16 protein-coding genes and 1 pseudogene are annotated in these 18,392 nt (G+C 45.2%); 10 read left to right on the forward strand and 7 right to left on the reverse strand.

The features are described from left to right. Positions 1 to 176 precede the first annotated feature (176 nt). Entirely contained in the window at positions 177 to 1,208 is a 1,032-nt protein-coding gene (gene dapD / locus KW548_15350; protein QXX06421.1) for a 2,3,4,5-tetrahydropyridine-2,6-dicarboxylate N-succinyltransferase, read from the forward strand. A gap of 100 nt (positions 1,209 to 1,308) precedes the next feature. Here the strand turns inward: dapD and KW548_15355 are convergent, their stop codons facing one another. After that, a complete protein-coding gene (locus tag KW548_15355; protein ID QXX06422.1) occupies positions 1,309 to 2,493 on the reverse strand; it encodes an NnrS family protein in 1,185 nt (394 codons plus the stop codon). 225 nt (positions 2,494 to 2,718) lie between these two features. Here KW548_15355 and KW548_15360 point away from each other — a divergent pair, with 225 nt between their 5' ends. After that, positions 2,719 to 3,021 (forward strand): PTS fructose transporter subunit IIB, encoded by a 303-nt coding sequence (locus KW548_15360; GenBank protein QXX06423.1) that lies wholly within the window; start codon positions 2,719 to 2,721, stop codon positions 3,019 to 3,021. Then, positions 3,018 to 3,794 (forward strand): PTS sugar transporter subunit IIA, encoded by a 777-nt coding sequence (locus KW548_15365; GenBank protein ID QXX06424.1) that lies wholly within the window; start codon positions 3,018 to 3,020, stop codon positions 3,792 to 3,794. Before KW548_15360 ends, KW548_15365 begins: the two co-directional genes overlap by 4 nt. Here KW548_15365 and KW548_15370 read toward each other — a convergent pair. After that, positions 3,791 to 4,633: an AraC family transcriptional regulator gene (locus KW548_15370; GenBank protein QXX06425.1), complete on the reverse strand. Its 843-nt coding sequence runs from the start codon at positions 4,631 to 4,633 to the stop codon at positions 3,791 to 3,793. The genes KW548_15365 and KW548_15370 overlap by 4 nt on opposite strands. Before the next feature lie 342 nt (positions 4,634 to 4,975). Here KW548_15370 and KW548_15375 point away from each other — a divergent pair, with 342 nt between their 5' ends. Next, on the forward strand, positions 4,976 to 6,871 hold the full coding sequence (locus KW548_15375; protein ID QXX06426.1) for a fructose-specific PTS transporter subunit EIIC: 1,896 nt from the start codon (positions 4,976 to 4,978) through the stop codon (positions 6,869 to 6,871). A 121-nt stretch (positions 6,872 to 6,992) separates the two neighbouring features. Further along, the gene (locus KW548_15380; protein QXX06427.1) at positions 6,993 to 7,547 is read left to right on the forward strand and encodes a gamma-glutamylcyclotransferase; all 555 of its coding nucleotides are present in this window, start codon (positions 6,993 to 6,995) and stop codon (positions 7,545 to 7,547) included. A gap of 31 nt (positions 7,548 to 7,578) precedes the next feature. Here the strand turns inward: KW548_15380 and KW548_15385 are convergent, their stop codons facing one another. Together KW548_15385 and KW548_15390 are read right to left on the reverse strand one after the other, a co-directional pair. After that, positions 7,579 to 8,181 carry a porin family protein gene (locus tag KW548_15385; protein QXX06428.1) on the reverse strand — a complete coding sequence of 201 codons (603 nt, stop codon included), beginning with the start codon at positions 8,179 to 8,181 and terminating at the stop codon, positions 7,579 to 7,581. A 311-nt stretch (positions 8,182 to 8,492) separates the two neighbouring features. Further along, on the reverse strand, positions 8,493 to 9,401 hold the full coding sequence (locus KW548_15390) for a LysR family transcriptional regulator (protein QXX06429.1): 909 nt from the start codon (positions 9,399 to 9,401) through the stop codon (positions 8,493 to 8,495). Positions 9,402 to 9,505: 104 nt separating this feature from the next. Here KW548_15390 and chrA point away from each other — a divergent pair, with 104 nt between their 5' ends. Then, positions 9,506 to 10,651: a chromate efflux transporter gene (gene chrA / locus KW548_15395; GenBank protein ID QXX06430.1), complete on the forward strand. Its 1,146-nt coding sequence runs from the start codon at positions 9,506 to 9,508 to the stop codon at positions 10,649 to 10,651. A gap of 46 nt (positions 10,652 to 10,697) precedes the next feature. Here the strand turns inward: chrA and KW548_15400 are convergent. Next, positions 10,698 to 10,904 (reverse strand): annotated as a pseudogene (locus KW548_15400) (hypothetical protein). Positions 10,905 to 10,998: 94 nt separating this feature from the next. Here KW548_15400 and KW548_15405 point away from each other — a divergent pair. The 3 genes from KW548_15405 (at position 10,999) to KW548_15415 (ending at position 14,558) form a co-directional block, all read left to right on the forward strand. Then, entirely contained in the window at positions 10,999 to 11,736 is a 738-nt protein-coding gene (locus tag KW548_15405; protein QXX06431.1) for an AraC family transcriptional regulator, read from the forward strand. 133 nt (positions 11,737 to 11,869) lie between these two features. Continuing rightward, entirely contained in the window at positions 11,870 to 13,555 is a 1,686-nt protein-coding gene (locus KW548_15410) for an AMP-binding protein (GenBank protein ID QXX06432.1), read from the forward strand. A 94-nt stretch (positions 13,556 to 13,649) separates the two neighbouring features. Beyond that, entirely contained in the window at positions 13,650 to 14,558 is a 909-nt protein-coding gene (locus KW548_15415) for a LysR family transcriptional regulator (protein QXX06433.1), read from the forward strand. Here KW548_15415 and KW548_15420 read toward each other — a convergent pair. Continuing rightward, positions 14,555 to 14,761, reverse strand: a complete 207-nt coding sequence (locus KW548_15420; GenBank protein QXX06434.1) for a DUF1127 domain-containing protein — start codon at positions 14,759 to 14,761, stop codon at positions 14,555 to 14,557. The two genes, KW548_15415 and KW548_15420, sit on opposite strands and share 4 nt — an antisense overlap. A 98-nt stretch (positions 14,762 to 14,859) precedes the next feature. On the opposite strand from KW548_15420, the gene KW548_15425 reads away from it, so the two are divergent. After that, a complete protein-coding gene (locus KW548_15425; GenBank protein ID QXX06435.1) occupies positions 14,860 to 15,792 on the forward strand; it encodes a LysR family transcriptional regulator in 933 nt (310 codons plus the stop codon). A 348-nt stretch (positions 15,793 to 16,140) separates the two neighbouring features. Here KW548_15425 and fusA read toward each other — a convergent pair whose 3' ends face one another. Further along, positions 16,141 to 18,228: an elongation factor G gene (fusA, locus tag KW548_15430; protein QXX06436.1), complete on the reverse strand. Its 2,088-nt coding sequence runs from the start codon at positions 18,226 to 18,228 to the stop codon at positions 16,141 to 16,143. Between the last annotated feature and the right edge of the window lie 164 nt (positions 18,229 to 18,392).

Genomic DNA, 18,392 nt, shown 5'->3' on the forward strand with positions numbered 1-18,392 from the left:
ACTTCCCTATATAGATAAAAAGACAAGATATCGCTAAAGAGACAAAACGTATCGACCTACAGACTTTATCTGTTTCTGCTCTTTAAAGTCGAAAAAGCTCTCTTTATGATGAACTCAACTGATTTGGAGGAAGAGATCACTCTTCCAGACTGACGATTACTACACGGAGATTCAACATGGCTTACTTTTCTCTAGCCTTCGGTACGGCAACCAAAAACCGCGATGGAAAAATCATTGAAGCATTTTTCCCGAACCCAGTTCTTAACCCGTCTGATGCACTGGTAGACGCAGTCGCAAAAGTAGCAGGTTACGAGCAAGGCAACCAAGCGATCGAAATCTCTGCGGCACAAAGTGCAGAACTTGCTAGCGCATTCGAAGCAAACGGTGATGCTGCAAACGCCTCATTCGCAGCTAAAGCAGCGGAGTCTTCACAACCGCTAGTACTTGTTGTTCTTGCAGCAGATGAGAAGCCAGCTTCTGTTGCTGAAGGCTTCCTGAAGCTTCAACTGATCTCTAACCGTCTAGTTCAACCTCACGGCACTGTGCTTGACGGTATCTTTGGCCTACTGCATAACATTGCGTGGACCAACGAAGGCCCTATCGATCTGCCAGAACTGGCTGATCGCCAAATTGAAGCACGCCTAGCAGGCCGCAACCTATCTGTCGATTGTGTCGACAAATTCCCTAAAATGGTCGATTACGTGGTGCCTGCTGGTGTTCGTATCGCTGATACTTCACGCGTTCGCCTTGGCGCTCACGTTGGTGAAGGCACAACCGTTATGCATGAAGGTTTCATCAACTTCAATGCGGGTACAACGGGTGTGAGCATGGTTGAAGGCCGTATCTCTGCTGGCGTTGTGGTTGGTAACGGCTCTGATATTGGTGGCGGTGCTTCAATCATGGGTACACTGTCTGGTGGTGGTTCAGTTGTCGTTTCTATCGGTGAAAGTTCACTGCTAGGCGCAAACGCAGGCCTTGGTTTCCCACTGGGCGATCGTTGTACTGTTGAGTCTGGTCTGTATGTCACTGCGGGTGCTAAAGTTCGCATGCTGGATTCAGAAGGCAACGAAGTGGAAGTGGTGAAAGCACGCGACCTAGCTGGCGTGTCTGATTTACTGTTCCGTCGCAACTCAGTGACTGGTCAGATTGAATGTCTGGCGAACAAAACTGCAGTAGAGCTGAACTCTGAGCTACACAGTAATAACTAAGCTAGTAGCCGAACAGAAAAAGGGTTGATGTGTAAGCATCAACCCTTTTTATTTTTCTGCTAAGTGAATCGATCAGCGCGCGAAGGCAGCCGTTAGCTACTTAACCAGGATGACCGTCGACTCTCGCTTTTAGCAACATAGAGCCAAACTTAATCACATACAGAGTAAAAGCCAATATCCATAACAGCCCGCTGATATCGATCATCAACATCATTTGGGCTGGCCACAGAACCACACCAACACTACGAACTAACGCAGCAGCCGTCAGCATAGCGAATGCTAACGCCATATTTGGGCCCTGATAAATTGCTCGCCCAGTATGCCCCATGGTTACACGAGCGATCATCGCCAGTATCAAGCCGCCGAGCGCTCCGATCGCAAACAGATGCAACATATTGTGGCCCGCAAATGGGTTATCGAGTAACCCTCTCAATAATAGGCTGACCGGAATACACAAGTAAGCTAAGTGCAGTGACCACACTAACGGCTCTTTGACGGTGCGCCACGGCTGCCATCTCATCACACGAACTAAATGTGCTAAACCGGAAATGACCATCAGAGAAGGCCCGAGCTGAGCAAAAGTGACAGGGAAAAAGCTCAGAATAAATAAACTGACCAGCGGTAGGTTTGCCGTCCATTCTAACCAAGTCATCGGCTGTGGTTTCTCAAAATTAAATCGCCGTGCAGTGAAGAATGGAATCACTCGCCCGCCCATTACCGACAGTAAAATCGTAAACCACCACAACATTGCCTGCCAGACCGCTGAAGAAGGAAACGGCGGCATCCCCTTAATGGTCGCGTAGCTGGCAAAGTTCGCCGCAATCGCCAAAACAAACAAGGACACAAAGAACAGATTTTTCCACCCTTTAGCTTTGATCACTCGACTGCCAACTTCATACGCTGCAAAAGCGATAAACAGAGCCTCTATCGATGAAATCAACCACAAAGGTGCAGGTGTCCAAAACAGTACACGCGGAAGTAGCCACAAACCAACCAGTAGCGCCAATCTATGGTGTCTGGTGCCATTGATTTCCGTCCAATTCTGGACTGCGGTCAAAACAAACCCCACCACAATCGCCATCGAGAAACCAAACAACATCTCATGCACATGCCACCACAAAGCAGGCACTCTTAACGCTGCAGGTTGGCCGTTTTGAAACATCCATACCCACAAGGCGACAGCAATAACAGCGTAAACGGCCCCAAGCAAAAAGAAGGGCCGAAACCCCAAACGTAAAATCGGCGGAATGGCTTCTTCGACTTTTTTGTCAGTAATATTGAGCACAATGGTCACTCCAAATATTGAATCTAACTATCTAACAGCAATATTTATTCCAGTGTTAAATCTAATAAAATTCAATACGTTAAAAGAAATCATGTCTTTATGACTCCATAAAATTAGGTCATAAAGACACATAAGAGTAATGAAAGTACAAATTTTGAAGGTCTGAATCATTGACCCAAGTCGTCAGAAGTTGACAATAACCCATCTGGATAATGTGAGGTTTAGATGAAAATTGTTGCTGTAACCGCCTGCCCTACCGGTATTGCTCATACTTACATGGCTGCCGATGCACTGAGTAAAGCTGCACCTAAAAAAGGCTTGCAGATCAAGGTCGAAACCCAAGGTGCAATGGGGATTGAAAACCCTCTCTCCGCTCAAGATATTATGCGCGCAGACTTGGTTCTGATTGCTTCAGATATAGAGATAGAACAGCGTGCACGCTTCACTGGTTGTAAAATCCATGTTGTTACCATTGAAGAAGTCTTGACCAATGTTGATGCCGTTCTCGACAGGTGCAAATCACTGTGATTGAACGTCGAATTACGTTCGTTCTCCCCGAGGATGGATTTGCCAGTTGGAAAATCAATCGACTCAAGGCCTTGAGCGGGATGTTTCGCTCGGTGGTCGTGTTACTTAATGTCACCAAGTGGGAAAGAGCCAATATCGAGCACCCTTTGCAAATCATGTCGTTGGGCAGTCAGGAGTTCGATTTATGTCAGATACACATTGAAGGCTCAGATGCAGAATTGGCCTGCATGGTGTTTACTAATTTCATCAGCGATCAGTTCACCTTGGTCAATACTGCGCATAAGAGTAACCAATTAACCAATATTGCACTGCTCAGCAATCTGCCCACTTTTCATCTCGATTTTCCACTTAGCTACTTACACCACCACAGTGATGTTGAAAATAAGTCAGCGGCATTCAGCCTCGCGACAAAATGCATTACCAGTTCAAACCCAGCTCTAATAAGTGAACAGTTTGCTCAGCGAGAGCAAACCTCTTCAACCGCTATTGGGCATGGGATCGCCCTTCCTCACATCATGAGTGAAGCGATTGATATCCCAAGTGTCAGCATTGTATCGCTCACAGAAGAGTTAGACTGGAACTCTCCCGTTCCGGGTGGTGTCAGTATGATCATCGCTATCGCTTTGCCACATAAAGCGTCACGTGATGTCTTGCTAGCCTTTACGCGCCTGACTCGTTCATTGCTGGATCCAGACTATTGCCAGTTGCTGCGTACCAGCCACGAACAACAAGCGTTAAAAGCACTTCTTACCCATAAACTGGCACAAGCCTAGCTCGCCCGATATTCGCTCGGCGTCATACCGACTTTGTTCTTAAACACCCGAAAAAAATAGTTGGCATCAGCGTAGCCACAACGGTTCGCCACTTCCTGTAGACGGAAGTCATAGCGCTTGAGCATAAACTTAGCGCGGTCAATTCGAACCCAGGTGATGTAGTCGGCCAGTGTCATATGCCCTTGTTGGCGAAACAAGCGCGACAAGTGATTGGGGGAAATGTTAAACCGCGAAGCAATCGACGCTCTGGTAATTGCCCGATGAAAATTCTCTTGAATATAGATACAAATTCCTTGGTAAAGATCTTCACTATGGCTTTTCGAACGGCCATCAGGCTTTTGTAACATTGATTGGCAATAGCTGAGCAGAGCCACCAGCAAATGTTCATCCATCGGAGCTTTTTGAGGTTCCTGAGCTAGTGCGTTCAATGCCTGCAAAATATGATCAACCGCGTGCCCAGTTCGGGTCGGTACAGAATATTTCTGGATGTCATAGAAACCGCTTTCCCCCGCACGCTTGCTCACCAAACTGAAACCTAACTGGCGACGACCAAACAGCAAACTCAGTACCGAACATTCGTTTTCCCAGTTCGGTTTATTCCAACAGTTAGGAGGAATATAGAGTGCGTCTCCACTCAATACGCTAATGTCCGCAATCCCTTGTTCAGGATCTTCAAGTTGATTGAGGTACTCGCCACTTAAAACGAGCTCAAGCCGCGGAAAGTTCACCTGATAGCTAAAAGCAGGGGGTGTGAGTTTGTCTGCAGCAAACCAGATCCGACTAAAATGCTCTCGTTCATGAATAACATTATCGAGTAAATCATGGAATATATGACTCATAGCCCCCTCTTAAGTAATCACTTTTCGTGACTTCCATCAACAAAAAACACATAAAATCGAGGTTACTATACTCTAGTTTTTACGATTTGTATTTTTCCTTTCAAAGATAGAAACACTTAATAAAAAACAATAAACATTTGATATTTAATAGTTAATTTAAAATTAAACAAACTAATTACACTTAAATCAATAATTGATTTCGATCACACTCCAAATCCATAGTTACAATAATCCAGTAAATGCATTTCTGGTACACTAAAAATCCTTGACTGAATAACCCACAATTACCCTCAGATAAAAAAACAAGTTCCGCATAAATAGGAACCAATCGGGGTAAACGAGATGATCACAGACTTAATCAATCAAGAGTTGATTTGCTTAGATCTCCAAGCAACAACCAAGCAAGAAGTATTCGAAGAACTGATCGAACTGCTTAGCAACAACCACCGCATCAGCGACAAAGCACAATTCCTCAATGACATTCAGGCTCGCGAAGAGATTGGCAACACAGGCTTTGAAGATGGCGTCGCGCTGCCTCATGCCAAAAGTGCCGCGGTTTCCCAGCCTGCTGTCGCGATTGGTATTAGCCGCCAAGGGATAGAATACGGCGCAGAAGACGGTCAGCCGAGCAAACTATTTTTTATGATTGCCTCTCCTGATGGTGGTGCCGACCACCATATCGAGGTGCTGGCTGAGCTCTCTTCCAAACTTATCGAAGAAGGTTTTATCGAACGTTTTATGCAGGCCAGCTCCGCAGAAGAAGCATTAGAATTACTGCTCGCCAAACCACAAGATCTGCAAGATAACCCAGAAGCCGATCAAGGCTTTTTAATCGGTGTAACTGGTTGCCCAGCAGGCGTTGCGCACACTTACCTAGCCGCCGAAGCCTTAGAAAAAGGCGCCGCTGAACTTGGCTATCAAATCAAAGTCGAAACCAATGGCTCTATCGGGGTCAAAAACACGCCGAGTTCAGAAGAGATAGCTAAAGCTGACGCGATCATTGTCGCCTGTGACAAACAGGTTGATATGAATCGTTTCGCAGGAAAAAAGGTCATCTCAACAGGTGTCAAGGCACCGATCAGCGATGCTAAAGGTTTGATAGAAAAAGCGCTACAAGCGCCACTCTATACAGCGAGTGAAGAAAGCCAAACGACTGAAACAGCTTCTTCGAATGCCCGTAGCGATTTATACCGCTACCTGATGAACGGCGTTTCACACATGATTCCATTTGTGGTTACAGGTGGCCTGCTGATCGCACTCGCGCTGGCCATTGGTGGCGAGCCAACGTCTGCGGGAATGGCAATTCCTGAAGACAGCATGTGGCAAAAAGTACTGGATGTCGGTGTGGTGTCGTTTACCTTGATGATCCCCATATTGGCGGGCTACATAGCCTATGCAATTGCTGATCGTCCGGGGCTTGCTCCGGGATTAATTGGGGGCTGGATTGCGAACAATGGCTCTTTCTATGGTGCGGAAGCTGGCACAGGTTTTATCGGCGCCATCGTTGCTGGCCTGCTGGTGGGCTATTTTGTCAAATGGCTGACGAGCATCAACTACCATAAATTTATTCAGCCATTGGTGCCTATTATGATTGCACCAATCCTCGGCTCTTTGTTTATCTCTAGCCTGTTTATCTTCGTCATTGGTGCACCCATTGCAAGCTTGATGGATAGCCTAAATGCGATGTTAGTCAGCATGAGTACTGGCAGTGTGATTCTGTTGGGTATTGTCTTAGGTGGCATGGCTGGTTTTGATATGGGCGGACCGTTTAACAAAGTCGCGTTCTTGTTCTCTGTCGGCATGATAGCCAGTGGTCAGACGCAATTTATGGGCGCTATGGCGTGTGCAATTCCTGTAGCACCTCTTGGTATGGGTCTCGCCACTTTCCTTGGTCGTAAATTCAATCTATTTGAAGCATCAGAAATCGAAGCTGGTAAAGCGGCCGGTGCTATGGGCTTGGTCGGTATCTCAGAAGGCGCAATACCATTTGCCGCGCAAGATCCAATGTCTGTGATTCCGGCTAACGTGCTTGGCTCTATGGTGGCGGCGGTAATGGCCTTCTCATTTGGTGTCACCAACAGCGTCGCGCACGGTGGTCCGGTTGTCGCCTTGCTTGGCGCAATGAACCTACCGCTGATGGCACTCGCTTGTATGGCTGCGGGTACAGTCGTGACCGCCCTGACCTGTATTTCACTTAAGAAGATGCGTAAAGCGAAAGCACAGCTAGCAACCGCTTAATCATTTAAGCACCTTAGGCGCGCTCCCCTATTTTGCGCGCTATTCAGACCCCGCTTTTACGGGGTCTTTTCTTTTGTGGTAAAAACCTTTAGGTTGTTTGTTGAACACAGAGGGAGAATACATGGCAATTTACATCTTTGGCTACGGCAGTTTAATGAACTCCGCATCGAGACAACTGACAGGAAAAACCGCGCAAGCGTTGCCTGCCATTGTTCATGGTTTCAAACGCTACTGGGGTAAAGTGGATGACAGTTATATCCTTTCACCACTGGTAGTAAACAAAGGCGAAGGATTAGTCAATGGAGTACTACTCGAAATCAGAGAAGATGAGCTGAGTGAATTTGATGTTCGCGAGCGAGGCTACCATAGAGTGGAAGTGCCCCATTCACAGCTTGAGTGTAGTAACCCGTTTCGTGCCAATGATCAGGTTTGGGTGTACATCAAAGACAACCCAGAGCCGCCATGTAGCCTGAGCCCTATCATGCAAACCTATGTCGATACTGTATTAGCAGGGTGTCTGGAAATCTCCGAACCGTTTGCCAAACAATTTATTGAGCACACCATCGGCTGGCATTTCCCGAGGGAAGATGACCGACATGCGCCTAAGTATGGCAACCTCGCGGGTGTAGAAGCACACCATTATCCGGTGATTGATAAACTAATAAAGGGAGCGTAATGCTCCCTTTTCAGTTCGGTAATACAAGCGGTTAGAACTTGTAATCAATACCTAGGAACAAAGTGTCCATATCGAAGTCTGCATTATCGTACTCAGCCGTTGTTGTTCGATATCCAGCATTAATGCTCCAATTATTATTGAATGCGTAGCCTGCTTCAACACCATAAAGCACTGAAGAGCCAGAAGCCTCAGAACCGTTGGACTTGTTTTCACCACCAACACCACCGATTCCAAAGATTCCACCTAGATAGAAATCTGAATGGCCAAAGTAGTACTGAGGTTTCACATTCAAGTTGAACGCTGAAAACTCAAGGTTATTCACCGCAGTATCACCTTTCAGGGCAATATCAAAAGACCCGTAATGCGCGTACTCAGCTTCTAGACCAACCACAAATGAGTCAGCGATATGGAAGTTATAGCCAATTGCTAGCGCTGCACTGGTAGATGACACCTCACCTGCAGAGCTCGCTCCATCCCAGTTTGTCGCATTAACATCTGTATCAATGATGTCTACACCTAGATACCAGCCATCATTTAGGTAACTACGTTCTGCCTGCTGTGCATCTACGTTTTCCGCACCCACTGCTTGAAATGAAACTGCCGCGACTAGAGCTGCGAGTAACTTCTTTTTCATTATTATTCCCATATATTTTGAATATACATCACAAAATTCCTCGCGCGACTATAGGGAACTCAATAAAAAACAAAACCATCAGTAAACAATATATTGATCAAAATCTCATTAATAAAACAAATACGAACAATTGTCGTACAAGCTCAGTAGAAAGGGGGGACAAAAGCACACATTATGCCGACAAGAATGCCAATATACCTAATTACGCGCCACATAGAATACGATGTGTTAGCGATACAGCTTAACTCCGCCTACGTTGCACTGTATTCCGCTATCGGAGGACCGCCCTAACCCACTATCTATCAAGCCCCCTATTTCACAACACGTGCAATAATATTGCGCAACCAGATATTCTTTTCTTCATACTGGTTAGCACTAAGAAACAATAATTTAATGTCGAAATCTGGTACTTCCAAGGGAGCTGCAACCGCGGTTAAGCTGTGATTATACATTTCCAGTTGCGCAAACCTTTTCGGGATGATGCAAACCATCTTGCGACCAATCAATAGCTTCCGAATGGTCAAAAAATTTCGAGACACTACCCCCACTCTTCGCTCAAAGCCCATTTTAGCCAGTTTTTTATCTACCTGAGTTTCTAAACTACCATCTGAGCTCACCAACGCATGTTCGACAGATACAAATTGTTCCAATGTCATAGGATTCTGGTGCTCAACGGTAAGAGGGTCAAACAAACACAAATGCTGTTCAGAATAGAGATATTGCGAGGTGAAACGGCGACTATGACCATCAATACTGCCAATGATTGCATCGATATGCTCACTATCTGCTATCGCTTGGTAGTTGCTACGGTTAACGTTAACAAAGCTAATTTGTGAGTGAGGCGATTCGTTTTTAATGGCATCAAATAATATCGGAGCAAAGAGCTGCTCAGCATAATCGGTCAACCCAATTTTCCACACACCACTGTAGTTTTGAGGGTCGAAGCCTTTCTTACTCAATAAGTCGTTTTGAATGCTCGCCAAGAGATTATGCACAAGTGGAGCTATGTCATGGGAGCGCTGCGTCGGTTCCATACGCACCCCCACTCGTTTAAAGAGAGGATCATCAAATAAAGTACGCATGCGTTGTAGTGTATGACTCATCGCAGATTGGCTGACATAGCACTCCTGAGCGGCGAGACTAACGCTTTTTGTCTCATATAACGCCTGAAAAGCGACCAAGAGATTGAGGTCAACACCTTTCCAACTAAACTCTCTCACAGTAATCCCATATAGTTCATATACTGTATTAAAACTATTAATTTGAATCATTTTAGTGCATTTCTTACAGTATGTGCAGTATTTGTTCTATGAGTAACCAGACAATGTGGTCTATTTTTAAAACCTTTTTTTGGCTTGGCTGGATAAGCTTCGGCGGTCCGGCAGCCCATATCGGCTACTTTCGTAATACCTTTGTTGAAAAGCTCAAATGGCTTGACGATAAAGAGTACGCACAAATTGTCGCTCTGAGTCAGTTTCTGCCCGGACCAGGCTCCAGTCAGGTTGGCTTTGCTCTCGGTTACAAACGCGGCGGATTACCCGGCGCCTGCATGGCTTTTTTAGGGTTCACCCTTCCATCAGTCCTTATCATGCTAGCGCTCGCTGTACTCAGCAGTGAGCTAACGGAAATGTCCATATTCCAGAATATTGTTAATGGTCTGAAGCTGTTAGCGGTTGTCGTTGTAGCAGATGCCACGTGGGGAATGTACAAGAATTTCTGTAAAGATAAGCTATCGGTCACTCTCTGTTTAGTGACCGCCATATCACTATTGGTTTTCCCCAGTATTGCTACCCAAATACTGGTTCTGGTTATCGCCGCAGCTGTCGGTATAAAGTACCTGAGTAATCAAAAGCAAGAACCTCAGGCACATTTTGAACCATCGGTGTTTCCTCTTGTTCTATTTATCATACTGATTATTGGCCTGCCTTTTGTTTCTCAAAACTTACCTGCGCTGGAGTTATTCAGCAATTTCTTCCAAGCAGGCAGTTTGGTATTCGGCGGGGGACATGTTGTCCTACCATTGCTACAGAATATTGTCGGTGATCAGCTCAGTCAGGATGCTTTCCTAACAGGATATGCTGCGGCTCAAGCAGTACCGGGGCCAATGTTCACCTTTGCTACTTACATTGGTTATGAGTTGTTACCACAAGCGCCTATTGCAGGCGCATTGATTGCCACTCTGGGTGTCTTTTTACCAGGCTTCTTACTGCTTTTAGGTGTACTAAAAAACTGGCAATCCTTAGCCAAGATGCCCAAAGTATCGGGCGCCGTAAACGGCGTAAATGCAGCCGTTGTCGGTCTATTGGTTGCCGCTCTCTATCAACCAGTCTTCAGCAGCGCAGTGATGAGTTCAATCGACATTTCATTGGTTCTGGTTGGCTTTTATCTGCTTAGACAGTTGAAACTGCCCATTGTCTCAATGGTCATCTTCTTTATGGCAGCGGGCATTGCAGGTGGCTATCTTACTTAAAGACGAGGAAATACAATAAACCAAAAGGAGAGCGTTAGCTCTCCTTTTATTGCTCGGCCACGGATGCAACTTCTGCTGCTTTTTCTTCCCTTACCATTGCCAATGCTTTTTCAAGGTTTTCATTCGCTACCTTGTAATAAGAAGTTTTGCTATCAATGGCTTGCTGTAAGTATGGAATCTCCTTATCGGGCTTACCCTGCAAGATCAGAAAATACCCGACATTATTTAATGCTTCAGGTTTATCCATATGCTTAGAACACATTCCCTTCACGAGAGTTGAGATTATCCACCTCTCACCTAACCTTATTAGTAGATCACGGCAACAATCACTTGGGAATACGCTTTCTGTGGATGTATTACATAAAGGATATTGGCTGGGCCAATCAATAAGTTACGTTGATAAAGATACAGTGAGGGATCTAGAGAGGTATTTTCATCTCCTCGACTACGGCTATGACGTTTCCGTATTGAGTGAGTCCGATATTGATTTCTGTTTTTTTTTCTACGAAGAAAATTTTGATTCTCTATTTCTAACCACTACAAAGCTTTGTCAGAACTTACACAAGCATCTTGTCTTGCTCTATAGAGAGCATCTGGACCCAGAAGTTGAGCAATTGGAAATCGTGTTTTCAACGCTTGATCTTAATGGAAAATCGGTAAAACCTTGGGCAGAAGAGCTCAGCAAGCAAGTCCACTACCAGTTCAATCAACACAAAGAGATCTTAGAGATCCATAAACTTCCGGCGATATCTGAGCAAAAGAATATCAGCAAAGACCTAGTCGAAATTCTTAGATACATTGACAAAAACCTTTCACGAACTATTCGTGAAGAAGATATTGCAGAATACTGTCATTACTCTGTTACCTATTTCTCTAAATTTTTTCATAAATCGATAGGAGTCAGCTTTAGAGATTACCTCACCATAAAAAGAATAAGTCTTGCCAAACAGTTACTTAGTGAAAAAAGAAAAGAGAAAATCTCCTTTATTGCCTTCCAATGTGGGTACAATGACGTGTCGTATTTCTCTCGTATCTTCAAGAAAAAAACAGGTCTAAGTCCAGCTATCTACCGCCAGCTCCATTAGTTTTAACGCCACGGTCACAAGTTCCTGTTCAACTCTTGCCTAATGCTTCCCTCTCTTAACTCCCGCATGCTAAAGTTAACAAGCTGTTAACAATAAAAATATCATAACTTTGCCAATAACATGGAGTTAGAAAATGATTCAGCCTAACGAGTTAAGCAAAACGACTTGTGCTCTCCCACCACCAAATGAAATGATCCTTCGCTGGGCAGAGGAACGCCCGAATGAAGTGTATCTCAAACAAATCATTGATCGTCAATTTGTCGAATTCACCTATGCAGAAGTCGCTGACAAAGCACTGAAATTGGTTGCTGCATTGCAGGAGCTAGGTCTGCAACCACGAGATAAGATTGCTTTAGTCTCAAAAAACTGCGCAGAATGGTTTATTTGTGATTTGGCGTTGATGCTGGGTGACTTTGTCAGTGTTCCCATCTTCCCAACAGCCGGTGCAGATACCATTGAATACTGCGTCACCCATAGTGAAAGTAAAGCACTGATTGGCGGTAAACTTGATGATGCTACCGCAACTCAACAAGTGCTGGATGCAATGCCAAATCTTATCAGCATCTCACTCCCTTATGACACTGCCCCTCAATGTCAGCACAACTTTAATAACTTAATCGCTCAATCTCAGCCGAGTAAAGATCGACCAGAACATTATGATGACAAGCTAATGTCGTTGGTTTATACATCAGGTACATCAGGCTTGCCTAAGGGTGCCATGCTGACCTACGGTGCTTTCAGTTGGTCAGTACAACAATTGATAAACCATATCGGTATTCAGGAAAATGACCGACTGTTCTCTTATTTACCTCTTGCTCATATCACTGAACGAGTATATATCTTTGGTTCCTCTATTATGGGCGGGGTTACCACTGCATTCCCAGAGTCTCTTGATACTTTCATCGAAGACGTAAAAATGCAGCGCCCAACGCTGTTTATCTCTGTACCGCGTCTATGGACTTTGTTCCAGCAACGTATTCAGGACAAACTACCGCAGAAAAAACTCAATATTTTGCTCAAAATTCCTTTTGTCAATTCACTGATTAAAAAGAAACTCGCAGACGGTCTTGGTCTAGATCAGGCTCGTGTTTTGGGCTGTGGTTCAGCTCCCGTCTCGCCAGCATTACTGAGTTGGTACCATAGCGTAGGCCTCAATATCACCGAAGCTTGGGGAATGACCGAATCCTTTGCTTACAGTACCCTCAATTATCCATTCAGAGCGGACAAAATTGGCTCAGTCGGTAATGCAGGCCCAGGAATCGAGCTTAAGATCGCCGATGATGAAGAGATCATGGTGCGCGGCAAGGGTCTGTTCTCTGGTTACTACAAAAATGATATCGCAACTCAAGAATCGTTTGATTCAGAAGGCTGGCTACACACTGGAGATATCGGCTTTATCGACGCAGATGGTTACTTAACCATCCAAGGGCGTAAAAAGGACACCTTCAAAACAGCCAAAGGTAAGTTTGTTGCCCCTGTACCTATTGAGAAGAAACTCTTTGAGTACAGTCGTGTGGAGATGATGTGTCTCATCGGACTTGGATTACCCGCGCCTATCCTTTTAGTGGTACCTCACGATTTCCCTAACTTTGATCGCGCTCGCTACGAAAGAACAACGAAGAGAGTCGTCGAAAGGATGAATGCTGAATTGGAGTCTCACGAGCAGATCAAGGGGGTTCTGATGATCAAAGATCCTTGGAGCATTGAGAATGGTATTCTCACGCCAACACTGAAGATCAAACGTCATGTCCTAGAGCAGAAATATCATGATGTAGGTCACAACTGGCCCAAAGGACAACTCGTTGTCTGGGAAGAGTAAAACATAAGGAGAGCGAAAGCTCTCCTTTTTTGCTTTTTTATCATTTGTCATTATGATGCTTAGCAAAAAGGGAGCAAATTAAAAAGGAATGAATATGGATGCAAGATTGCATCATCTGCCGGGTCTACGTTACTTTGAGATAGCCGCAAGACTAAACAGTTACAGCAGAGCAGCGGAAGAACTCTTTATCAGCCAAGCGGCCGTTAGCCAAAAGATACGTCAACTTGAAGACGGATTGGGCTGTAAGCTTTTTGTCCGAGATGGACGAGAAATGCGCTTGACTGAACAAGGTAAAATACTCTTCAAGCACGTATCTCATGGTTTTGAAAACATCATCACAGGGTTAAACCAGATCCAAAGTGAACCCATAGAAGGCCTACTCTGTGTCAACTCAACGCCCTCTTTTGCTTCGAGATGGTTACTACCTAGGCTGTGGAAGTTTTCCACTCAGCATCCGAACATTCCGATTCGTATCCTGACCAGCTGTGATGCGCCAAATTTAAAACAAGGTGATGCTGATCTTGCTATCTGGCAAGGTGAACAACTCGATATAGAGAGTAACAAATCCTTCCATAAAGAGTTTTTATTTGAGGAAACGATTTATCCATTTTGTTCTCCTCATCTTGCTAAATCGATCAATTTAAAAAAACCAGCTCAGCTCCAAGCTTGCTGGTTGATTCATTATGAATCAGGTGGCTACCCTTGGGAGTCTTGGTTCGCCCAAGCGGGTGTCACTATGAGCAAGAACTCCGTTCGTTGGATGGAAGTCAGCACCTTTGACCATGCAATGAAAGCCGTGATGTCTGGTCATGGAGCCTGCCTTGCTTCTGATTCCCTCGCCAGTGATTACGTTGAGCGCGGGCTTTTAGTCAAACCTTTTGATATTGGCATGACACCGGGCATCCAGTTCAACCTCTTCTATAGTGAAGATTCTCCACGTAAAAAGCGTATCCAAGCGTTTGTTAACTGGCTCCAGAGTGAAATCAATGAACAACAGAGCTAGTCATCCCAAAATGTTCGGCGGGATTCGTGTTCAGCTTCTTTATACTCAACACCAATATCACGTAGCATGTGTTCAGACAGTTGATTCAGCTGGCGTCGAGTACGGTAATTTTGTCGCCACCTTTTGAACTTAGTTAAGAACTTCTGGCTTAAAGAAAGACGACCATCAATCGAACACGTTGGAGATTTCGCAGTAGTTTCCATAACTTCACCTTGTCTTTATTAAGATTTGACTTAATAATCGGACAATATCGCACCGCTCTCAAACGATGGAATTTGACCTTTAGTTAAGGAAAACTTAAGTGAAAGATCGCCTCCCTCCTTTACAAGGACTGTATTACTTTTACACGGCGGCACAGTTAGGCAGTTTTAAAAAAGCGGCTGAACATCTGTTTGTCACTGCCGCTGCAGTCAGCCAACAAATACGCCAGCTAGAAGATTTTCTAGGGGTAGAACTCTTTGTACGCCAGCACCGAAGAGTGCAGCTTACTGCGGAAGGGGATATCCTCTATAAGCAAGCTCGAAAAGGCTTTGAACACATTCAAGATGGCGTTCGCCAAATCAATTCGGATCCTAACCCAAACTTATTGTCTATTTCGACACTGCCTTCCTTTGCTCAACATTGGCTGGTGCCAAGAATTGGCCATTTCAGAGCGTTGCACCCTGAACAAGAACTGATGATCGAACCCACCAGCGACCTAGTGGACTTTCAACACTCTAACCTTGATCTGTGTATTCGTTATGGTCCAGGAAACTACCCGAATCTGACGTCAAAGCTCATGCTTGAGGAATTGCTCTACCCTGTATGCCATCCAATTTACCAAGAGCGGCATGGCATTTATGATCTTAGTGACTTAACGGGCGCTGATTTGATCGAAGATTATTGGCGAGATCTCGATTGGGGGATATGGCTACAAAACGTAGGTCATAGTACCTCGAAACCAACATTAAAATACAACGGTTCGCATTTTGTTCTGGAAGGAGCACTGGCCGTACAAGGAGTGGCTTTAGCCAAGCATACCCTGGCTCAGAGATACATTGAGGAAGGTAAGTTAGTCCGTATAGGCAGTCTCGCTCAAAGAACAGACTATAACTATTTCCTTTGTGCCCCTAGCGCCTATTTTAAGCGTGAGAAAATCCGTCAGTTCTGTGATTGGATTTTCAGCCAAGTCGAAGAATGTCAGAAAGAGCATCCTAGTGATATGGAGATCATTGATACTCGCAGCCCTAGGTGAGCTAGAGCGGCAATTAGGAATTAGGAATTAGGAATTAGGAATTAGGAATTAGGAATTAGGAATTAGGATGATTTTCGGTGCTGACAATTTTTTTGCGTCAACCCTTTGTTTTTCTCATCCCCGATAGCGAGGAACGAGTGAGTTGGGGATCTCTTGAAGCGAATTGGAGACTTGATGAGATTCCCTACTCGCTCCTTCGTCACTCTATGGAATGACCGAATAATTCTCGAAGGGCGAAGCCTGATCTCGATTCTCGTAGCCAAGCGTTAAACGCGTTCCCGTTCTCCTCCCAAAAAAAGCCCCAGTCTTTCGTCTGGGGCTTTAAAACTATCTAACTAACGTAAAGAATTACTTCTTCTCGTTACGCTCTTTAACTTCTGCAATCACTTGCTCAGCAACGTTTGCTGGACAAGCTGCGTAGCGTGCGAACTCCATAGAGAACTGACCACGACCAGAAGTGATAGTACGTAGGTGACCGATGTAGCCAAACATTTCTGATAGAGGAACGTCTGCTTTAATACGAACGCCTGTCGTACCAGCTTGTTGGTCTTTGATCATACCACGACGACGGTTAAGGTCACCGATCACGTCACCAACATTGTCTTCTGGAGTGAACACGTCAACAGCCATGATTGGCTCAAGAAGTTGTGCACCCGCTTTAGGCATAGACTGACGGAATGCGCCTTTAGCAGCGATTTCGTAAGCGATTGCTGAAGAGTCAACTGCGTGGAAGCCACCGTCGAACAGTTCAACTTCTACATCTAGAGTAGGGAAGCCAGCTAGAACACCAGTTTCCATCATAGATGCGAAACCTTTCTCAACTGCAGGCCAGAATTCTTTAGGTACGTTACCACCAACAACAGTTGAAGAGAACGTGAAACCAGAGTTTGGCTCACCTGGGCGGATACGGTAGTCGATCTTACCGAACTGACCAGAACCACCAGACTGCTTCTTGTGCGTGTAGCTATCTTCAACGGCTTGAGTGATAGTTTCACGGTAAGCTACCTGTGGAGCTCCTACTTCTAGCTCTACGCCGTAAGTACGCTTAAGGATATCTACCTTGATGTCTAGGTGAAGTTCACCCATACCTTTCAGGATAGTCTCGCCAGAGTCTTCATCAGTCTCAACCTGGAATGATGGATCTTCTGCAACCATCTTACCGATCGCGATACCCATTTTCTCTGTAGAGCCTTTGTCTTTCGGAGAAACAGCGATCGAGATTACTGGTTCTGGGAAGATCATCGCTTCTAGAGTACATTCATGCTTAGGATCACATAGAGTGTGACCAGTTTGAACGTTCTTCATACCAACGATAGCGATGATGTCACCTGCTTGCGCTTCAGTAAGTTCATTACGCTCATCAGCTTGCATCTCACACATACGACCGATACGCTCAGTCTTACCCGTTGCTGAGTTAAGGATAGTATCACCCTTCTTCAGACGACCAGAGTAGATACGTACGAACGTTAGTGCACCAAAGCGGTCATCCATGATCTTGAATGCTAGTGCTTTTAGTGGCTCGTCTGCAGATACAGTCGCTACTTCGCCAGTTGGCTCACCTGTTTCTGGATCGGTTAGAGGCTGAGGGTCAACTTCTGCTGGCGCTGGTAGGTAATCGACAACAGCGTCAAGGATAAGTTGCATGCCTTTGTTTTTGAACGCAGAACCACAGAACGTTGGGAAGAACGCTAGGTCACGAGTACCTTTACGGATACATGCTTTTAGTTGCTCGATAGATGGCTCTTCGCCTTCCATGTAAGCTTCCATTAGATCGTCGTCTTGCTCTACAGCAGTTTCAACTAGCTCTTCACGGTACTGTTCTACATCATCAACCATGTCAGCTGGGATGTCTTTGATTTCGTAGTTCTCTGGTAGGCCAGTTTCGTCCCAAACGTAAGCTTGACGGTTTAGTACGTCTACAACACCTACGAAATCGTCTTCACGACCGATTGGCAGAGTCATTACTAGTGGGTTTGCACCAAGAACGTTTTTCACCTGGTCAACAACGTTGAAGAAGTCTGCACCCATACGGTCTAGTTTGTTTACGAAGATCAGACGAGCAACTTCTGAATCGTTCGCGTAGCGCCAGTTCGTTTCTGACTGAGGCTCAACACCACCAGAACCACAGAATACACCGATACCACCGTCAAGAACTTTAAGCGAACGGTATACTTCTACTGTAAAGTCAACGTGTCCCGGAGTATCGATAACGTTTAGGCGGTGGCCATTCCACTCACAAGTAACGGCAGCAGACTGGATTGTGATACCACGCTCAGCTTCCTGCTCCATGAAGTCAGTTGTAGACTCACCGTCGTGTACTTCACCAGTTTTGTGGATTTTACCAGTAAGCTTTAGTATACGCTCAGTGGTGGTAGTTTTACCCGCATCAACGTGCGCGAAAATACCAATGTTTCTGTACTTTGATAAATCTGCCATTGTCTTACTCTGTTTATAAGGTATAAATTGCGCGCAGAGTATATCACAATCTGTCAAGACTGATAGCTTTGCGTGCCTATGTGAATAAAAAAAACTTTTCTCACCAATACTAGCAGTAAATGGTGAGCCTTCGTGGTCAATTCAACCCGCAGCCCTAACCTTCT

The organism is Vibrio neptunius, assembly GCA_019339365.1.
Taxonomy (GTDB): Bacteria; Pseudomonadota; Gammaproteobacteria; order Enterobacterales; family Vibrionaceae; genus Vibrio; species Vibrio neptunius.